17 protein-coding genes are annotated in these 17,741 nt (G+C 34.6%); 5 read left to right on the top strand and 12 right to left on the bottom strand.

From position 1 onward, the window contains the following. Positions 1-15: 15 nt before the first annotated feature. Both E2558_RS10300 and tadA read right to left on the bottom strand, forming a co-directional pair. Positions 16-888 carry a Cof-type HAD-IIB family hydrolase gene (locus E2558_RS10300; RefSeq protein ID WP_126565986.1) on the bottom strand — a complete coding sequence of 291 codons (873 nt, stop codon included), beginning with the start codon at positions 886-888 and terminating at the stop codon, positions 16-18. A 136-nt stretch (positions 889-1,024) separates the two neighbouring features. Beyond that, positions 1,025-1,498 carry a tRNA adenosine(34) deaminase TadA gene (tadA, locus tag E2558_RS10295; protein ID WP_126565989.1) on the bottom strand — a complete coding sequence of 158 codons (474 nt, stop codon included), beginning with the start codon at positions 1,496-1,498 and terminating at the stop codon, positions 1,025-1,027. A 63-nt stretch (positions 1,499-1,561) separates the two neighbouring features. On the opposite strand from tadA, the gene E2558_RS10290 reads away from it, so the two are divergent. Both E2558_RS10290 and E2558_RS10285 read left to right on the top strand, forming a co-directional pair. Next, positions 1,562-2,179: a deoxynucleoside kinase gene (locus tag E2558_RS10290; protein ID WP_126565991.1), complete on the top strand. Its 618-nt coding sequence runs from the start codon at positions 1,562-1,564 to the stop codon at positions 2,177-2,179. Further along, a complete protein-coding gene (locus E2558_RS10285) occupies positions 2,172-2,834 on the top strand; it encodes a deoxynucleoside kinase (RefSeq protein ID WP_126565994.1) in 663 nt (220 codons plus the stop codon). The genes E2558_RS10290 and E2558_RS10285 overlap by 8 nt, the downstream gene beginning before the upstream one ends. A 71-nt stretch (positions 2,835-2,905) precedes the next feature. Here E2558_RS10285 and E2558_RS10280 read toward each other — a convergent pair whose 3' ends face one another. The 3 genes from E2558_RS10280 to E2558_RS10275 form a co-directional block, all read right to left on the bottom strand. Continuing rightward, the gene (locus E2558_RS10280; RefSeq protein WP_126565997.1) at positions 2,906-3,604 is read right to left on the bottom strand and encodes an HAD family hydrolase; all 699 of its coding nucleotides are present in this window, start codon (positions 3,602-3,604) and stop codon (positions 2,906-2,908) included. 105 nt (positions 3,605-3,709) lie between these two features. Next, a complete protein-coding gene (locus E2558_RS12380; protein WP_168210247.1) occupies positions 3,710-3,868 on the bottom strand; it encodes a hypothetical protein in 159 nt (52 codons plus the stop codon). Positions 3,869-4,346: 478 nt separating this feature from the next. Beyond that, positions 4,347-4,496, bottom strand: a complete 150-nt coding sequence (locus tag E2558_RS10275) for a hypothetical protein (RefSeq protein WP_168210246.1) — start codon at positions 4,494-4,496, stop codon at positions 4,347-4,349. Positions 4,497-4,892: 396 nt separating this feature from the next. Here E2558_RS10275 and E2558_RS12620 point away from each other — a divergent pair, with 396 nt between their 5' ends. Further along, the gene (locus E2558_RS12620; protein ID WP_371869285.1) at positions 4,893-5,018 is read left to right on the top strand and encodes a BPTI/Kunitz-type proteinase inhibitor domain-containing protein; all 126 of its coding nucleotides are present in this window, start codon (positions 4,893-4,895) and stop codon (positions 5,016-5,018) included. A 438-nt stretch (positions 5,019-5,456) separates the two neighbouring features. On the opposite strand, the gene E2558_RS10265 is transcribed toward E2558_RS12620, so the two are convergent. Together E2558_RS10265 and E2558_RS10260 are read right to left on the bottom strand one after the other, a co-directional pair. Then, the gene (locus tag E2558_RS10265; RefSeq protein WP_126566001.1) at positions 5,457-6,533 is read right to left on the bottom strand and encodes a branched-chain amino acid aminotransferase; all 1,077 of its coding nucleotides are present in this window, start codon (positions 6,531-6,533) and stop codon (positions 5,457-5,459) included. Between the two features lie 473 nt (positions 6,534-7,006). Beyond that, entirely contained in the window at positions 7,007-7,963 is a 957-nt protein-coding gene (locus E2558_RS10260; protein WP_126566004.1) for an L-threonine 3-dehydrogenase, read from the bottom strand. 286 nt (positions 7,964-8,249) lie between these two features. On the opposite strand from E2558_RS10260, the gene E2558_RS10255 reads away from it, so the two are divergent. Beyond that, on the top strand, positions 8,250-11,186 hold the full coding sequence (locus tag E2558_RS10255) for a 5'-nucleotidase C-terminal domain-containing protein (RefSeq protein WP_126566007.1): 2,937 nt from the start codon (positions 8,250-8,252) through the stop codon (positions 11,184-11,186). 75 nt (positions 11,187-11,261) lie between these two features. Here E2558_RS10255 and E2558_RS10250 read toward each other — a convergent pair whose 3' ends face one another. The 4 genes from E2558_RS10250 to E2558_RS10235 all read right to left on the bottom strand — a co-directional run bounded on the left by E2558_RS10250 (position 11,262) and on the right by E2558_RS10235 (position 14,839). Further along, on the bottom strand, positions 11,262-12,218 hold the full coding sequence (locus E2558_RS10250; RefSeq protein ID WP_126566010.1) for an ornithine cyclodeaminase family protein: 957 nt from the start codon (positions 12,216-12,218) through the stop codon (positions 11,262-11,264). A 363-nt stretch (positions 12,219-12,581) separates the two neighbouring features. Then, positions 12,582-13,001: an NUDIX hydrolase gene (locus tag E2558_RS10245; protein ID WP_126566013.1), complete on the bottom strand. Its 420-nt coding sequence runs from the start codon at positions 12,999-13,001 to the stop codon at positions 12,582-12,584. Positions 13,002-13,013: 12 nt separating this feature from the next. Continuing rightward, positions 13,014-13,520: a GNAT family N-acetyltransferase gene (locus E2558_RS10240; protein ID WP_126566015.1), complete on the bottom strand. Its 507-nt coding sequence runs from the start codon at positions 13,518-13,520 to the stop codon at positions 13,014-13,016. A 128-nt stretch (positions 13,521-13,648) separates the two neighbouring features. Next, positions 13,649-14,839 (bottom strand): glycine C-acetyltransferase, encoded by a 1,191-nt coding sequence (locus tag E2558_RS10235; RefSeq protein WP_126566016.1) that lies wholly within the window; start codon positions 14,837-14,839, stop codon positions 13,649-13,651. 257 nt (positions 14,840-15,096) lie between these two features. On the opposite strand from E2558_RS10235, the gene E2558_RS10230 reads away from it, so the two are divergent. Beyond that, the gene (locus E2558_RS10230; RefSeq protein ID WP_126566019.1) at positions 15,097-16,260 is read left to right on the top strand and encodes a M20 family metallopeptidase; all 1,164 of its coding nucleotides are present in this window, start codon (positions 15,097-15,099) and stop codon (positions 16,258-16,260) included. Between the two features lie 113 nt (positions 16,261-16,373). Here E2558_RS10230 and tuf read toward each other — a convergent pair whose 3' ends face one another. After that, positions 16,374-17,558, bottom strand: coding sequence for an elongation factor Tu (gene tuf, locus E2558_RS10225; RefSeq protein WP_126566021.1), 1,185 nt, complete (start codon positions 17,556-17,558; stop codon positions 16,374-16,376). Positions 17,559-17,741: the final 183 nt, after the last annotated feature.

Raw genomic sequence — 17,741 nt, 5'->3', positions numbered from 1 at the left:
TTAAAACTCCTTTAATTATTTATTCTGCTCTTCTTTTAATAACTTCATAATTGCTTTACCAACACCACTATTTTCGTTTGTATCAGTAACGTATTTAGCAATCTCCTTCACTTCAGGCATTGCATTCTCCATAGCAACTGGATAACCGACGCGTTCTAACATAGAAACATCATTTAAGTTATCACCTAATGCCATCACATCTTGTAAATCAACGTTAAGTTGGTCCGCAATGGTTTCTAAAGCGATTCCTTTTTGAGCATCTGAATGCGTAATTTCTAAGTTACCACGTGAAGATGATGAAATTGCTAAACTAGGAATAGCCGCTAGTTCTTCGCCTATTGCATTTATTTTTTCTAAATCAGGGTTGAAAGCTAATACTTTCATAATTAATTCACCAGGAATATCTTCAATATCTTCATAACTGTCCACTACTTTTAGCGTTCCATTATCAATACGCTTTTGAATACCGGCTTTAATCTTTTCAACATCAGCTTCCTGACCCGCTTGTTTCGCAATATCTAAATAAATATCTAAATCACGTGTTGGATCTTCAGTATAAATCCCTCTATTCGTATAAATTTGATAATATACATCATCTTTATTCAAGATAGATTTAATTCGCTCCACTAACTCATGATTTAGATTAGACGTACTCATTATATTATGTGTTTCATCACGCACTTCTGCACCATTTAAGCAGATATACGGGACACTTAAATCAGTTTCAGCGATAGGTGTACTTGCCTCGTAAAACGCACGTCCCGTCGCAATAACGACTGTAATTCCTTGAGATTGCGCATATTTAATGGCATCAATATTCTCTTGTGAAATCTCATGTGCCGCATTTAATAAAGTGCCATCCATATCCGTTGCTATTAATTTAATCATACAGTTACCTCGTTTCATTGACTTAATCCCTATCAATTTTTCTTTTTTGGGAAAAGGGTATTTGCTTAACAAAACTATGAAATTTTAAACTTTAAATTCAGTGTTTATTTTAACAAATTTGCGACAATTTGTACGCCTAAATGTTTGTTTTAGACTTCTTCGCACGTAGTTCTCGGAAAAAGTTACGCAACAAATCACCACATTCATTTTCAAGAACACCCGTAATTACCGAGGCTCTGTGATTAAAGCGAGGTTCTTCAAGTAAATTCATTAAACTACCACTACATCCACCTTTAGGATCCATAGCGCCGAATACCACTTTAGGAATACGGCTCATTACAATCGCTCCCGCACACATCACACATGGTTCAAGCGTGACATACAACGTGCAATCTTCCAAACGCCAACTTCCCACTACTTTCGAAGCACGTTCAATCGCGATATGTTCCGCGTGTGCAGTTGGCTGTTGTGCAGTTTCTCTTAAATTGTGCGCACGCGCTATAATTTCATCATCTTTTACAATAATTGCCCCAATAGGAACCTCGCCAAGCTGTTGTGCTTTCTCCGCTTCCTCAATCGCTAAATTCATGTAATATTCATCATTTACCATGTGTGTCCTACCTCACTTGTGATACAATACTCATTGTCTATTTTAACATTTGGAGATGTGATTATGAATAAACCATTTATCGCAATCGAAGGTCCTATCGGTGTAGGTAAATCTTCTTTAGCTCATAAACTTAGCCAAACTTTGAATTATTATGAAGAAAAAGAAATTATTGACGAGAACCCTTTTTTATCAGATTTTTACGATGACATTTCTAAATGGAGCTTTCAAACAGAAATGTTCTTCTTATGTAATCGCTATAAACAAGCCAAAGATATTGCAGAAATGACACAAGGTGTTGTGAGTGATTATCACATTTATAAGAATAAACTTTTTGCCCGTAATACTTTAGACGATGCAGAATTTGATAAATTCAATCGTATTTTTGATATTTTGACAGAAGATATTGAAATGCCAAATATGATTATTTTCCTAGATGCTGATTTAAATATTTTGAAAAAGCGTATTGCCAAACGTAATCGTAGTTTTGAGCATCAAATTGAAGATAATTATTTATTAAATTTAAAAAGAGATTATTTAGCATTGTATGAAGCTCTAAAACAAGAAGGCGCAAATGTGGTATTAATTAATACGAGTGACATTGATTTTGTTAATAATGAAGCAGATTATCAGAATATTTTAGAACAAATTAAACCAATGATAGGAGATAGTGAACATGAATAATTATGGCATACCCCAGAATGCAATTATTACAATTGCTGGGACAGTGGGTGTAGGAAAGTCAACGTTAACACAGGCGTTGGCTGACAAATTGAATTTTAAAACTTCTTTTGAAAATGTAGACCATAATCCTTATTTAGATAAATTCTATGATGATTTTGAGCGTTGGAGTTTTCATTTACAAATTTATTTTTTAGCAGAGCGATTTAAAGAACAAAAACGTATGTTTGAATATGGTGGCGGTTTTATCCAAGATCGTTCAATTTATGAAGATGTAGATATCTTTGCGAAGATGCATGAAGAACAAGGTACGATGAGTGCGGATGACTTTAAGACGTATTCAGAATTATTTAATGCAATGGTAATGACGCCATATTTTCCAAAGCCAGATGTATTGATTTATTTAGAATGTGATTATGATGAGGTTATTGAGCGTATTAAGCGTCGTGGTCGAGATATGGAGATTAATACCGATCCTGAATATTGGCAAAAATTATTTAAACGTTATGAGAACTGGATTAATAACTTTAATGCATGTCCTGTAGTTCGTATTAATATTAATGAGTATGATATTCATGAAAATCCTGATTCTTTAGACCCAATCATTGATAAAATTGCGCACATTATTAATACGTATCGTAATGTAGATAATAGATAATAGAGAGAACGCCTGCACAATCAGTCGAATTGTGCAGCGTTTTGTGTATTTATTATAATTTTTAAATATAATTATTTTTCGCTGTGTTGTTTTAATATTTTAGGTACGTCTACAGCTGTATCGATGATATAATCTGCATCTTCTAGTTCTTCTTTTTTAGCAATGCCACTTAATACGCCGATTGCTAAGCCTAATTCTGCATTTACTTTTGTTTTCATATCATTGTTGGTATCGCCTACGATAGCAATGTCTGCAGGTCTAACATCATAGTGATCGAATAATGGATTCAGTACTGCTGGATTAGGTTTTTCTGCTGCATGTGTTTCAGTAGAAATGACTAGGTCAAAAGCATCTTTTGAATCTGTATCTTCTAAAAATTGCATGACACCTTTTCGAGAATCACTAGTAACAATACCAATTTTGTAGCCTTCATTTTTCAAGGCTTTAACCGTTTCATAAACACCATCAATCCAGTTATTCTCTGGTACTCGATTATCTACAAGATCTTGACTTGTATTACGTGTCCAATCCGAAACATCTTCACCCGCTATATCACTAAACGCTTTTACCATGTCATCTAAAGATCCAGAGCCCATGACTGAATTCGGCACAATCGCATCATCAATAACTCCAAGTTGGCGATGTGCCGCTTCTTTATCAGCAATTGGAAATTTATCTAAAAAGCTGTCTACAAGACGAACGCCAATCTTCTCCCAGCTCTTATCAAATTCAATTAATGTTCCGTCTTTATCAAATAATATCCATTCCATTTCAACTAACACTCCTACCACTCAAAATTTATAACGTTTCTATTGTAATATAGATAGCTATGATTCGCATAGAAATGTGAAATGGGTGGAGCAAAGCTGTGATTTTTAATTATTATCTTTTTGGTTATTACGGTCTTCTCTAAATTTTCTACGACGCGCCTCTTCCTTAGATACGCCATATTCAAATTTCTCTGGATTTTCTTTTGCTTCATTTACACCTTTTTTAGCACCTTTGATAAATTCTTTTATCGCACGAATAATCATAATATTTATCACCTTTCTTTTATTTTTTAAAGTGGAACATATTACTTTTAACAATAATATAACATTTGAACATGCTATTTGATAAAAAATCTAATTTTTTATCAAAATATGTAGTTTACAACTATTATAGGTGGGTAAAATTAAGTACGGTTATTCAATTTCATAAATCGTAAAAGCTTACCCCATTAGTCAATAGATTAGTGGGGTCGTTCTTATTAAAAAAATACCTCCTAAATGTTAGAATTTCATCTAACTTTTAGGAGGTATTTACTATACAATTTAACAACTTATTTAGGTTCGCCGTGTACAAGAATGCCACTTACTAAATCGATGACTTTTTTAATGAAGCCGAATACGTCTACCATTTGATTTCACTCCTTGTATATTTGTCTTATACCTATAGTTTAGCTTCATTTAGAAATTTTTGGGCATTCTTGCGTAAATGATTATTTAACATGCAAATCTGTTATTAAAGTAATTAATTCAATTCAATCGAAAGCAATTCTTCTACATAACTGTCTTTCAATTCATAAACTACTGGATTACTTTTTAATTTAACCAGTTTATCTTCATATTTAGAGATTACTTCATTAACCTTATTTCTTGAGTAACTTACAATATCTCTCAATTCTTTTACCTCTTTGCCAACTTATATATTACATAAATAATTACAAATATAATCGTTATTAAGTCAAACGAAGCTATAATTGATTGACTAAAAGATTCTTTAACCCAAAGAAAACGTACTAAAAAAAGCAAAATTGATTGTACTACAGCCGCAATAAACACATTAATAATTGGTTTGTCTTTTACTAAACAATAAACAATATATAGTATACAAATGATAGTTATAATCAACATTATAACTTGAGGCATTAGATTCCTCCCCTTTCTTACTTTATATTTTCAAACTATCACATTATTTATCTTTCTAAAATTTCTAGATATGTTAGTTAAATATGGTATTTTTGTAATGATGTAATTACTATTTTTTATATACATTGATAAAGTAGAACTGAAGTTAATGCATAAAGTTTGTCACTGCCAAATCTATCTTCACAATTTTCAATTCAAAATGAATACTGCTAAATGTGAAGCACAACAATATGGTAAAGATAAGGGGAACAAAAATGCGTACACTAAGATATAGATTAATTGCTGGTGTTATATTTTTAATAATAGTTATTATTGCTACTTTTTTATTCAACCATCGTTAGATTTAGATAATCAATTATCAAATATAATATATATTATATTGCTTTTCGTTATTGGTTCAATTTTAGGTTATATAGGGCGTCATTTAGACGGTAAATAGCTATTTATTATTTCAGATTTTTAATATAACAATTTATTTCATTAAAAAAGACCAACTAATGTTGATCTTTTTATTTGTGTATTAAGTTACGAGTGCTTTCTGTTTTCAAAACGATTATAAGAAATGACTAATTGAATAAGTAAAATAAATGAAGCGATACTAATGAATAAAAGATTGCTCGTTACTAATGTAGTTATAAGAAAGATAACGAAGAATATAACAAAAAGCTAGAAACTGCTTTATTTCAGCGTTTCTAGCTAATTAAATTCTCTATTATTTATATTCTGGTACGACTACTCTCCAGCCGTGTTTATCTTCTAATTTACCGCTTTGGATGCCTGTGTAAGTATCGTATAATTTTTTAGTGATTTCACCTGGTTCGTTATTGTTAATTACGATTTCACGATCTTCATATTTTAATACGCCTACTGGTGAAATAACTGCTGCTGTACCTGAACCGAATACCTCTGTCAATTCACCTTTATCGTATGCTTCGAATAATTCATCGATGCCTACTTTACGTTCTTCAACTTCATAGCCAAGTTCTTTAGCTAATTCAATAATTGATTTACGTGTGATACCTGGTAAAATACTACCATTTAATGCTGGTGTAACGAGTTTTCCATTTTCAACGAAGAAGATATTCATACTACCTACTTCTTCAACGTATTTACGTTCAACCCCGTCTAACCATAATACTTGGTCATAACCTAATTGGTTCGCATTTGTTTGTGCTAATAAGCTTGCTGCGTAGTTACCTGCTACTTTAGCGAAACCTACACCGCCACGTACAGCACGTACATATTCATCCTCTACATAAATTTTAGTTGTTTTTAATGTGTCGCCACCGTAATATGCACCAGATGGAGATAAGATAATTAATAATTTATATTGATGAGAAGCTCTAACGCCTAAAATACCTTCTGTTGCGAATACGAATGGACGAATATATAATGATTGACCTTCGCCTTCAGGTACCCAATCACGTTCAACATCAACTAGTTGTTTTAATCCATCTAATAATAATTCTTCATCCACTTTAGGCATTTCTAAACGTGCTAATGAATCGTTGATACGTTTGAAGTTTTGATCTGGACGGAATAATACTACTTCGCCATTATGTTTGTAAGCTTTTAATCCTTCGAATACTGCTTGACCGTAGTGAAGCCCTTGTGCAGCTGGAGATACTTCAATTGGTGCGTAAGGAACGATTTTTAAATCATGCCATCCTTTATCAGCATCATAGTCTAAACTTAACATGTAATCAGTGAAGTACTGACCAAATCCCAAATTGCCTTCTGGTTTCTCTTTAAGTGTGTCGCGTTGTTCAAATTTAACTTTTCCTGACATGATGAAAACCTCCTAATGTTTTCCTGATTAATAGTAACTTAAATTATAGCAATCTCGTATTTTCTATTCAATAAATTTTCAAAAAATTCAAACTAAATACTTATTGTAAACCCTTTCCTTAAAAGTAACATACTTTAATACTTAATTTAAATCTATCATTAACATTGAAAAACAGTAATTAAATAAATTTAAAAGGATTGGTAGCACAATAAAAATATTAGTTATAAGTAATTACACACTTAAGTAAGAAGTTCTAAAATGGATAATGAAACGTAGTTGAGTGACGCCTGAGGGAACAGTACAAGTTGAAGACCTTAGAAATTCCCACAAATTTATTTGTGCGGAATTTCTGGCTGAAACTGTACCCTAGGCAAGCATCTCAACTTAAGTGAAATGAGACTCCATTTTAGAACTTCCTTTTCACACAAAAAACTAGCAAGGTACTATCACCTTGCTAGTTCAATATATCAAACTTATTTATTTTGCTCTTTTTCTTCAATCGCTTTTAACATTAATTCAGTCATACCAGCTAAATCATATTTAGGATCAAAGCCCCACTCTTTACGAGAATAACTCGTATCAATATTATCAGGCCAGCTATCCGCAATCGCTTGACGTGCAGGATCCACTTCGTAATCTAACACGAAATCAGGATAATGTTTTTGAATCGCCGCTTTAATTTCCTCAGGCTCGAAACTCATCGCACTTAAGTTATAACCATTACGTGTTTCAAGCTTGTCAGCATCCGCTTCCATTAATTTAATAATCGCATCAATCGCATCATCCATATACATCATATCCATGTAAGTGTCTTTCGCGATATAGCTTGTATAACGACCTTTTCTAACCGCTTCAAAGTAAATCTCAACCGCATAGTCAGTCGTACCGCCACCTGGTTCTTTAACGTGAGAAATAAGTCCAGGGAATCTCACACTACGCGTATCCACGCCGAATTTCTTGAAGTAGTATTGGCATAATAACTCACCAGCAACCTTATTCACACCATACATTGTAGTAGGTTGTTGAATCGTATTTTGTGGCGTATTTTTCTTAGGCGTAGAATCACCAAACGCTCCAATAGAACTTGGCGTGAAGAAATGTAAATCATATGTTCTAGCCGTTTCTAATGCATTCATTAAACCGCCCATATTTAAATCCCATGCCAATAACGGATTCTTTTCAGCAGTCGCTGATAGTAACGCTGCCATATGCATTAACGTATCCGCTTTAAAGTTCTCAACGGTAGCCATCATCGCTTCACGATTCGTTACGTCTAAAATTTCAAACGGTCCATTTGCAACCTGTGATCCCTCTTCAGGCTCTCTAATATCCGTCGCTAAAACATTATCATTCCCATAAATTTCGCGACATTTTAATACCAACTCAGTCCCGATTTGACCAAGCGCTCCTGTAATAACAATTCTTTCCATAAATAAAAGCTCCCTTTGTGTGTTTTACACGTATAATTGTCCTCTCAGAGAATACATAGTCCCTGATTACATGTTTATTATAGTATAAAAGCGCTTTCTTGTATACTCACAAAGTACATGCTTTTGTTTTTTCTCTTTTTTTGAAAAGTCAGAGATACTTAGCACACAAAACACTATATTTATTAATTATTTTTAAAGTTAACGTAAATAATCCCACAAGAAAGCTTTATATCCTTCGCCTTATGCTAAGATGAGAATGTAAATTTTATTCATAAAGGAGGCTAATATGAAACAGTATCTCGTTCCATTCTTACTTATTTTATTTTTAGCATTCGGTTTAGTATCTGGCACATCCTATGCTGCCGAAATACAAGATACTAACTCGACTAATAATGCTACTAATACTGAAACAACTACATCAGTACAAACACCAGCGCACCAAGATAAGTCATCAACACAACAAGATACAGTTATAACACAACAAGACTCAACACCATCACATCAAGATACAGCTACATCACATCAAGATACAATCTCATCCTCTACACAATCTGCTACTTCAGAGAAGCCCCTTGATTCATCTCAAGGTTCTGCCTTTTCAAAAAATGAAACATCGGTAGAAACACCTTCTCAAGAAATTAAAAAAACTGCTATGTCAATGTCTGAAGAGGTAGAAACACCTTCTCAAGAAGTTAAAAAAACTGCTACGCCAGCGTCTGAAGAGGTAGAACCACCTTCTCAAACTGAAGAGAAAGCAACTACTGAAGCGCCTACTCAAGAAGTAGCGACACAACCTTCTACGCAAGAGAACAAAAGTTCAAAAACTGCACAAGATTCAGTGCAACAACCTCAACATAACAACACTATAGAATCACCAAATACCAACTCAGATGTGACACAAAAAGCTCAAACAGAAACTCCTAAAGATAAAACTCAAGACACAAAATCAGCAGAACCTGCTACACCTTCAACAAAAGCAGTTGCACCAACTCCTAAGACTTCTACTAATACTGCAAAACATACAATTTTACATACTAATGACATTCATGGCCGTTTTGTAGAAGATGAAGGCAGAGTAATTGGTATGGCTAAAGTTAAGGGACTTAAAGCGCAATATCATCCAGATTTAGTCGTTGATTCTGGCGATGCTTTTCAAGGGTTACCAGTATCTAATAATTCTAAAGGTGAAGAAATGGCTAAAGCGATGAATGGCGTGGGCTACGACGCTATGACTATCGGAAATCATGAATTTGACTTTGGTTATGATCAATTAATGCATTTACAGAAACAGCTTAACTTCCCAATGGTTTCTTCAAATATTTATAAAAACGGACATCGTGTGTTCAAACCTTCTACTATCGTCAATAAAAATAATATTCGTTATGGAATTGTAGGTGTGACGACGCCTGAAACGAAGACAAAGACTTCTCCTACTGCTGTAGAAGGTGTCGAATTTAAAGATCCACTTCCTAGTGTGACGCAAGCAATGACAGATATTAAAAATAAGGTCGATGTGTTCGTCATTTTATCTCATTTAGGTGTAGATAAATCAACAAAGTCTATTTGGCGTGGGGATTACCTTATCGATCAATTAACTAAAAGTGGCGCTTTCAAACAGCCCATTTTTGTACTAGATGGTCATTCACATACAGTGATTGATCATGGTGAACATTATGGTTCAAATAATGTCCTTGCTCAGACTGGAACGGCACTAGCTAATGTTGGCCGTGTTGATTTTAATTTTCAAAATAAAAAAGCATCTGACGTCAACGCTTCATTAATCAATGTAGCGGATGCTAAAGACGTGACGGCTGATTCTCAAATCGAGGCTCAAACGAAGAAAGCGAACGATGAATTCTTAAAAGAAACGTCTACAGTGGTCATTCCTAACAACACCGTGACATTTAACGGAGAACGTGCTCAAGCGCGTACACAAGAAACGAATTTAGGCAACTTAATTACCGATGCGATGGAAGCATATGGCGCTAAGAACTTCTCACATCAACCAGATTTCGCAGTGACAAATGGTGGTGGGATTCGCGCTTCTATTGAAAAAGGTAAAGTAACAGAAAACGACATTATTACAGTATTACCATTCGGAAACTTAATTTCACAAATTCAAGTTAAAGGTTCAGATGTAGAAAAAGCATTCGAACATAGTCTTGGTTCAGATACAGAAATGCAAGATGGCAAAACGGTATTAGCGCCAAACGGAGGCTTTTTACAAGTATCTGACTCAATTCGCGTGTACTATGATATTAATAAAGAAGCAGGACATCGCGTCAATGCGATTAAAGTATTGAATAAGGACACAGGTACGTACGAAGACTTGGACCCAAATCGCACATATTATGTCACAACAAATGATTTCACCGCTAATCAAGGAGATGGCTATGATATGTTCGGTGGACAACGTGAAGAAGGCATTTCACTAGATGCCGTCGTGGCACAGTATATTAAAGAAGCGGATTTAAACAAATATGATACGACAGAGCCTGTACGTATTATTAATGGTCAGCCTGAAAGTGATGAACAGCCTAATACAGGCACTCACACTGGCGATAACAATAATAACGCTAACGGTACACCTCAACCCGGTAACAACGATAACAATACAGACGTAGATACGCCTAAACATAATGGCGAAGTTGCTCACCATGAAGAGCATGGTGCACATCAATGTACAGGTCATCACGCTTCTTCTGAAAATGAAGCAACAAAAGGTCACGTAGCAAGTGGTAAACATCACTATCATAAAGGCGACAACATCATCATATTCCCTACGCAACATCAACATAACAATACAAATACAGTAGGCACAAACGGTCAAAATGGTAAAACAAATGAAGGTAAAACGCATCATCAAAACGCTAATCATAATAATGCAACAAAAGCATGCTCTAACGTGACACATACTAATGAGAAATCACATCAATCATCTAACACAGTGGCATCAATGAAACAACCTTCTCATGAAGGAAAACATGCCTTCGATAATAAACATTTAGATGTAAGTGCAACTCATGTACATCAGTCACATAATGTAGCTAAAAGTAATACAAATGAAACGACTAATTCACCTATGACATCTCCTCACACACCTACTGCTCAATTACCTAACACAGGTAAAAATGGCGATATTGCAGAGCATGGTATTGCTATCGTATTAGTGATTACAGGCGCAAGTTTAGTATACTTACGTAACCGCAAAAAATCAGCATAACTATAATTAATAATGATAAAACCGTGTAAATGGAACAATTAGATGCCATCTACACGGTTTCTTATTTTTGGATTTTTATTTATTATTTTCCACTGCTTTTTTATAGAAATAATTCGCTACTACAATATCTACAATTGCTAATCCTACTGACTTAAATAAAGTAACTTCTTTATCATCTTCACGTCCAGGAATTTTACCTGCTACGATATCCCCAAGTTCTCCATGTAATGATTCTTGTGTAATAATTCCTTCTTCTTGAGGTACTTTCAAATCACCAGTTTCTTCCATAGCTGCTTCAACAGATTCCACCACAATTTTATTAGCAACTAGCATAGATTCAGATGGTAATTCTTGCATTTCTGGTTTGAAAGAACCGACTGCATTAAGATGAACGCCTGGATGTAATGAGTGCGAATAGACCGGTTTCGTAGAATTAGTTGCTGTCACTACAATATCCGCTTCTTCCATCGCATCGTCTGCTTCGTCAAATACCTTTGTAGATACGTTAAATTCTTTCTCTACGTTCTGTGCTAAACGCTCAGCATTTTCTTTAGTACGGCTTGAGAAGTGCACAGTTTCTATGTTTCTAACCGCCATCACTGCTACAATTAACCCTTCAGCTTGATCTCCTGATCCAATGACACATAATGTTTTCGCATCTTCACGGGCTAAATATTTAGTAGCTACGCCTGAAATTGCACCGGTACGAATTTTAGTTAAGTAACTTCCGTCTAAAACTGCTAAAGTTTCTCCTGTCTCATAATCGCTTAATAATACAGACCCTGTGATTGTTTTTTTACCTTTTTTAGGATTATCTGGTGCAAATGTCACAGTTTTGATACCGACTATTTTTAATTCATCTGAAAGTGCTGGCATGACTAAATATCTATTTTCATTATTGAATGGTAAGACGTAGCGCAATGGCGTTTCTGTTTTTCCCTCTGAAAATGCTTGCAATGACTGCGCTACTTCCTCAATGACTTCTTCCATATTTAACAATTGCTGTTGATCTTGCTCATTTAATACTAGCATTTAAACGCCTCCATATATGTATATTTATATTTACTCATTACCCTACAACTAATTCAAATAAATACATTTTTTAATCCAAAAAACTAAATAATGTATAGCATTTTTGAACAAGAGAATTTAAAAGTTTAAAGATTAAAAGTAATACTCTATAGTCTACTATGAATATTAAGTTATTTTATAAAAAACATTAACTTAGTATTGTGAAGATGTTTAAATGGTGTTATCTTTATACTATAAATAAAAGGATACTCATAAGAGAAACCTTGCGATTTCATATTAATATGAAACTATTTATAAACTTTTGACGCCAATCATTCTTCACCAGTGAAGAATGATTTTTTCTAAACTAAAAACTTTCAGACTTTAATCCACGTAGCCTTCGTTATAATATGTCGCTCTGTTAGATAAGAACTCCTTCAAACTATGATGATAGTACACTAATTTTTCATCCGCTTCTTCTACTGTAAGCCAACGTAATTCTGCAATTTCATCTTTCATATGAATTTCTGTTTTATATTCATCTACTGTAACTTTAAACATAATAAATAATGTATGTACGTCCATACGTGTTGATTTGCCTTCATTGATACTAACAATATCGCCTACTTTAGCAATTAAACCAGTTTCTTCCATCACTTCACGTTCTAATGCTTCAACTAAGGTTTCACCGTATTCTACTTTCCCCCCCGGTAATGACCATCCATCGTCATCTGTATTATGAACAAGTAATACCTCGCCATTTTCATTTTGAATTAATGCATAAACTACTTTAAGATCCTTCATACACTTTTCCCTTCATTCATTTGGTATTTCAAAGCGACTAACTAAGTTACCATTTTTCTTTGTATAAGGTGTTATTTCATATCCTCCACAATGTTTCATTACGGCTTGTGAAGCATAATTCTTAGGATTACATGTCATCAACACTGTCTCGACACCTAGCGTTTTCAAAATTTTCAAAGCTTCTTTAAGCATTGTTGAAGCAATACCTTGTCCTCTATAGGACTTCCTTACACCATAACCTACGTGCCCGCCTATATTCGTTAAACGTTTATTTAATCTATGACGAATATCGACTGCTCCCACAATTTGATTATCTTTAAAATAGAACAATGTCGTAGTAGGCACCCAATCTGCATCTGCTTCCTCTTTATTAAGCTCATCCACCATTTGATTAAAAGCATCGTATTTCGCTAAATCTGTATTAGAAGGTACAATTTGTTCATTATTGTCATACCACTCTTTTAAATACTGCACTAATGCCGCTTCATCTTGATAACTTAATTGTCTTAATTCATGCATAAACTTCTCTCTCTTTCTAAAATGTTTATACGTTATATCATTTTCAGTTTATCACTCCATAATACAAAAAACACCCATAAGCCTAATAGCCTATGGATGTTTCGATATTATAAAATGTAGTCATTTTATTATTTAATTGTTCCTAGTTCTTTACCTACTTTTTCATAAGCAGCGATAGCTTTATCTAACATTTCTTTAGTATGTGCTGCAGTAGGCATATTTCTTACACGACCTGTACCACGTGGAACTGTTGGGAAGACGATAGATTTAACATAGATACCTTCGTCTTTAAGACGTTTACTGAATTCTTGTGTTTCTTTTTCATCACCAATAATAACTGGAGTAATTGGTGTTTCTGATTCGCCAGTGTTGAAACCTAATTTTTCTAATCCTTGTTTCAAGTATTTAGCGTTATCCCATAATTTATCATGTAGTTCAGTAGAAGCCATTAATTTTCTTACAGCTTCAGTGATGGCTTTAGTGTCACCAGGCGCTAATGATGTTGAGAATAAGAATGGTCTTGATTGTGCTTTTAACCAATCGATAAGTTCTTTAGAACCTGCTACATAGCCACCAACTACACCGATTGCTTTTGAAAGTGTACCGATTTGGAAGTCGATTTTATCTTGTAAACCGAAATGTTTAACTGTACCTGCGCCTTTACCCATTACGCCTGAACCATGTGCATCATCCACATATGTGATTAAGCCAAACTCTTCAGCGATTTCAACGATTTCTGGTAATTTAGCAACGTCTCCATCCATACTGAATACACCATCAGTGATGTACATTACTTTGTTGTATTGACCAGATTCAACAGCTTCTTTAGCTTTTGCTCTTAAATCGTCCATATCAGAGTGGTTAACACGGATGATTTTAGCTTTTGATAAACGACAACCATCAATAATAGATGCGTGGTTTAATTCATCTGAAAGGATAGCATCATTCTTGTTCATTACTGCTGAAATAGCTGCCATATTACAGTTAAATCCTGATTGATAAGCGATAGCTGCTTCAGTACCTTTGAATTCAGCTAATGTTTGTTCTAATTCATCATGTAAATCTAAAGTACCGTTGATTGAACGTACAGCACCTGCACCTACACCGTGAGAATCGATAGCTGATTTAGCAGCAGTTTTTAAATCTTCGTTTGTAGCTAGTCCTAAATAGTTGTTTGAAGATAAGTTGATGTATTGTTTTCCATTGATAGTAATTTCTGGGCCGTTCGCACCTTCAATTGAATCAATTTCATTGTATAATCCATTATCTTTTAAATATTGGATATTTTCTTCTAAAAAGTTGTGTAAAGATTGAACCATTGTCATTTCCCCTTTTATTTATTTATCAACATTATCATAACTGATTTTTGAAGAACATGAAAGCACTATCATGCCTGTAAATTCAATATATTTCATATTCTTCATACCATGTACAATTGTATTTTCAATGTGTATTTATTACGTATTTTTAGCTATTTTGGTACTTCATTTTCAAAAAATAAGAAAAGAAACTATTGAGAGATTTAAGAGTTTGATATACTAAAAATCATAATAAAGAGGAAGAAGGCGTTAGTGTAATGGATTGGTTTCAATTAGCCAGTAAAAAGGAAAATAGAATGATTCAGATGCGTCGATATATGCATCAATATCCTGAACCTTCTTTCGAAGAATCATGGACACATAATTATATTCTTAATCAATTAAGTCATTTAGATTGTGAAATTGAATCGCCAGTAGGCCGTAATGGTATTAAAGCTACGTTTAGAGGGAAAGGAAATGGCCCAACTGTAGCCTTCCGAGCTGACTTTGACGCGTTGCCTATACAAGAATTAAATGATGTTCCTTATAAATCTAAAAATGAAGGCTTTATGCATGCATGTGGTCATGACGGACATACCGCTATTCTATTAGGTGTGGCTGAGATTGTGCATGAACATCGTCATTTATTAAAAGGAAATGTGGTATTTATCTTCCAGTACGGCGAGGAAATTATGCCTGGTGGTTCACAAGAAATGATTGATGATGGTTGTCTTAAAGATGTTGATAAGATATATGGTACGCATTTGTGGAGTGGTTACCCTACAGGTACGATTTATTCACGTCCTGGAGCGATTATGGCTTCTCCAGATGAATTCTCAATTACAATAAAAGGTAGAGGTGGTCATGGCGCAAAACCTCATGAAACAATCGATCCTATTGTAATTATGGCCGAATTTATTCTTAGTGCGCAAAAGATCGTCTCACGTACTATCGACCCGGTAAAAGAAGCAGTACTAACATTTGGCATGGTACAAGCTGGTTCTTCAGATAGTGTTATTCCAGATTCAGCATTTTGTAAAGGTACCGTGCGTACGTTTGATACAGAGTTACAGGCACACATTCAAAATAAAATGGATAAATTATTGCAAGGTCTCGCGCTAGCCAATGATATCACTTATGAAATGGAATATATTCGTGGTTACTTACCAGTTCATAATCATGTAAGTGGATATGAAGTGGTAAAACAAGCAGCGAATGAGATGCATTTACGCTTTAATGAATCAGAGCTTATGATGATTGGCGAAGACTTTTCTCATTATTTAAAAGTGCGTCCAGGAGCATTTTTCTTAACAGGCTGTGGTAATCATGATAAAGGCATTACAGTGCCTCATCATAATCCACATTTTGATATCGATGAAGCAGCATTTAAGTATGCAGCTAGTGAGTTTTTAAAGATTTTAGAAATAGAACAAGTATTTTAATTATAAACGTCTATGCGACATCATTTTTTATGAAAACGCATAGACGTTTTTTAAATAAATTTGTATAAAAAAAGACTCCCAAAAGGGAGTCTTGAAATATTGAATAATTAAAATTATTCCATGATTTCAGTTACAACGCCTGATCCTACAGTACGTCCACCTTCACGGATTGAGAAACGAGTACCGTCTTCAATTGCGATAGGAGCGATTAATTCTACTGTCATTTCAACGTTGTCGCCAGGCATAACCATTTCTGTACCTTCTGGTAAGTTAACAACACCAGTTACGTCAGTAGTACGGAAATAGAATTGTGGACGATAGTTTGAGAAGAATGGAGTGTGACGTCCACCTTCGTCTTTAGATAAAACGTATACGTCTGCTTTGAATTTAGTGTGAGGTGTGATTGAACCTGGAGCAGCTAATACTTGACCACGTTGTACGTCTTCACGAGCAACACCACGTAATAATGCACCGATGTTGTCACCAGCTTCAGCGTAGTCTAATAATTTACGGAACATTTCTACACCAGTAACAGTTGTTTTAGAAGTGTCGTGTAAACCGATGATTTCAACTTCTTCACCAACTTTGATTTGACCACGTTCAACACGGCCTGTAGCAACAGTACCACGACCAGTGATTGAGAATACGTCCTCAACTGGCATCATGAATGGTTTATCAGAATCACGTTCTGGAGTTGGAATGTAATCATCAACTGCTTGCATTAATTCTAAGATTTTTTCTTCGTATTGAGCATCGCCTTCTAAAGCTTTTAATGCTGAACCAGCGATTACAGGTACATCGTCACCTGGGAAGTCGTATTCAGATAATAAGTCACGTACTTCCATTTCAACTAATTCTAATAATTCTTCATCGTCAACCATGTCAACTTTGTTTAAGAATACTACTAATGCTGGTACACCAACGTTACGTGATAAAAGAATGTGTTCACGAGTTTGTGGCATTGGACCGTCAGCAGCAGATACTACTAAGATACCGCCGTCCATTTGAGCAGCACCAGTGATCATGTTTTTAACATAGTCAGCGTGTCCTGGGCAGTCAACGTGAGCATAGTGACGTTTGTCAGTTTGATATTCGATGTGAGCAGTATTGATTGTAATACCACGTTCTCTTTCTTCTGGAGCGTTGTCAATCATGTCATATGATTGTGCTACAGTGTCACCATTTTTAGCTAATACAGTTGCGATAGCAGCTGTTAAAGTAGTTTTACCATGGTCAACGTGACCGATAGTACCAATATTGGCATGTTCTTTTGAGCGATCAAATTTTTCTTTTGCCATTATTAAATCTCTCCTATTCTAGTAAAAGTTATTTCAATATTATCTCTCATGATAGTTTCTCACCATCATGAGAAATAATGATTGTTATTAAAAGAATTCATAGTTCTTTTATAATGCATTTTTCGCAAAAAATCAATTCATAAAGATGATAGCTTAAATAATAAGCTCAAGCTGTATTTTAAC

Source organism: Staphylococcus pragensis, from assembly GCF_004785665.1.
GTDB classification, from domain to species: domain Bacteria; phylum Bacillota; class Bacilli; order Staphylococcales; family Staphylococcaceae; genus Staphylococcus; species Staphylococcus pragensis.
The sequence above is the reverse complement of the archived record's forward strand: the minus strand, read 5'-3'. Positions and strand labels throughout refer to the sequence as shown.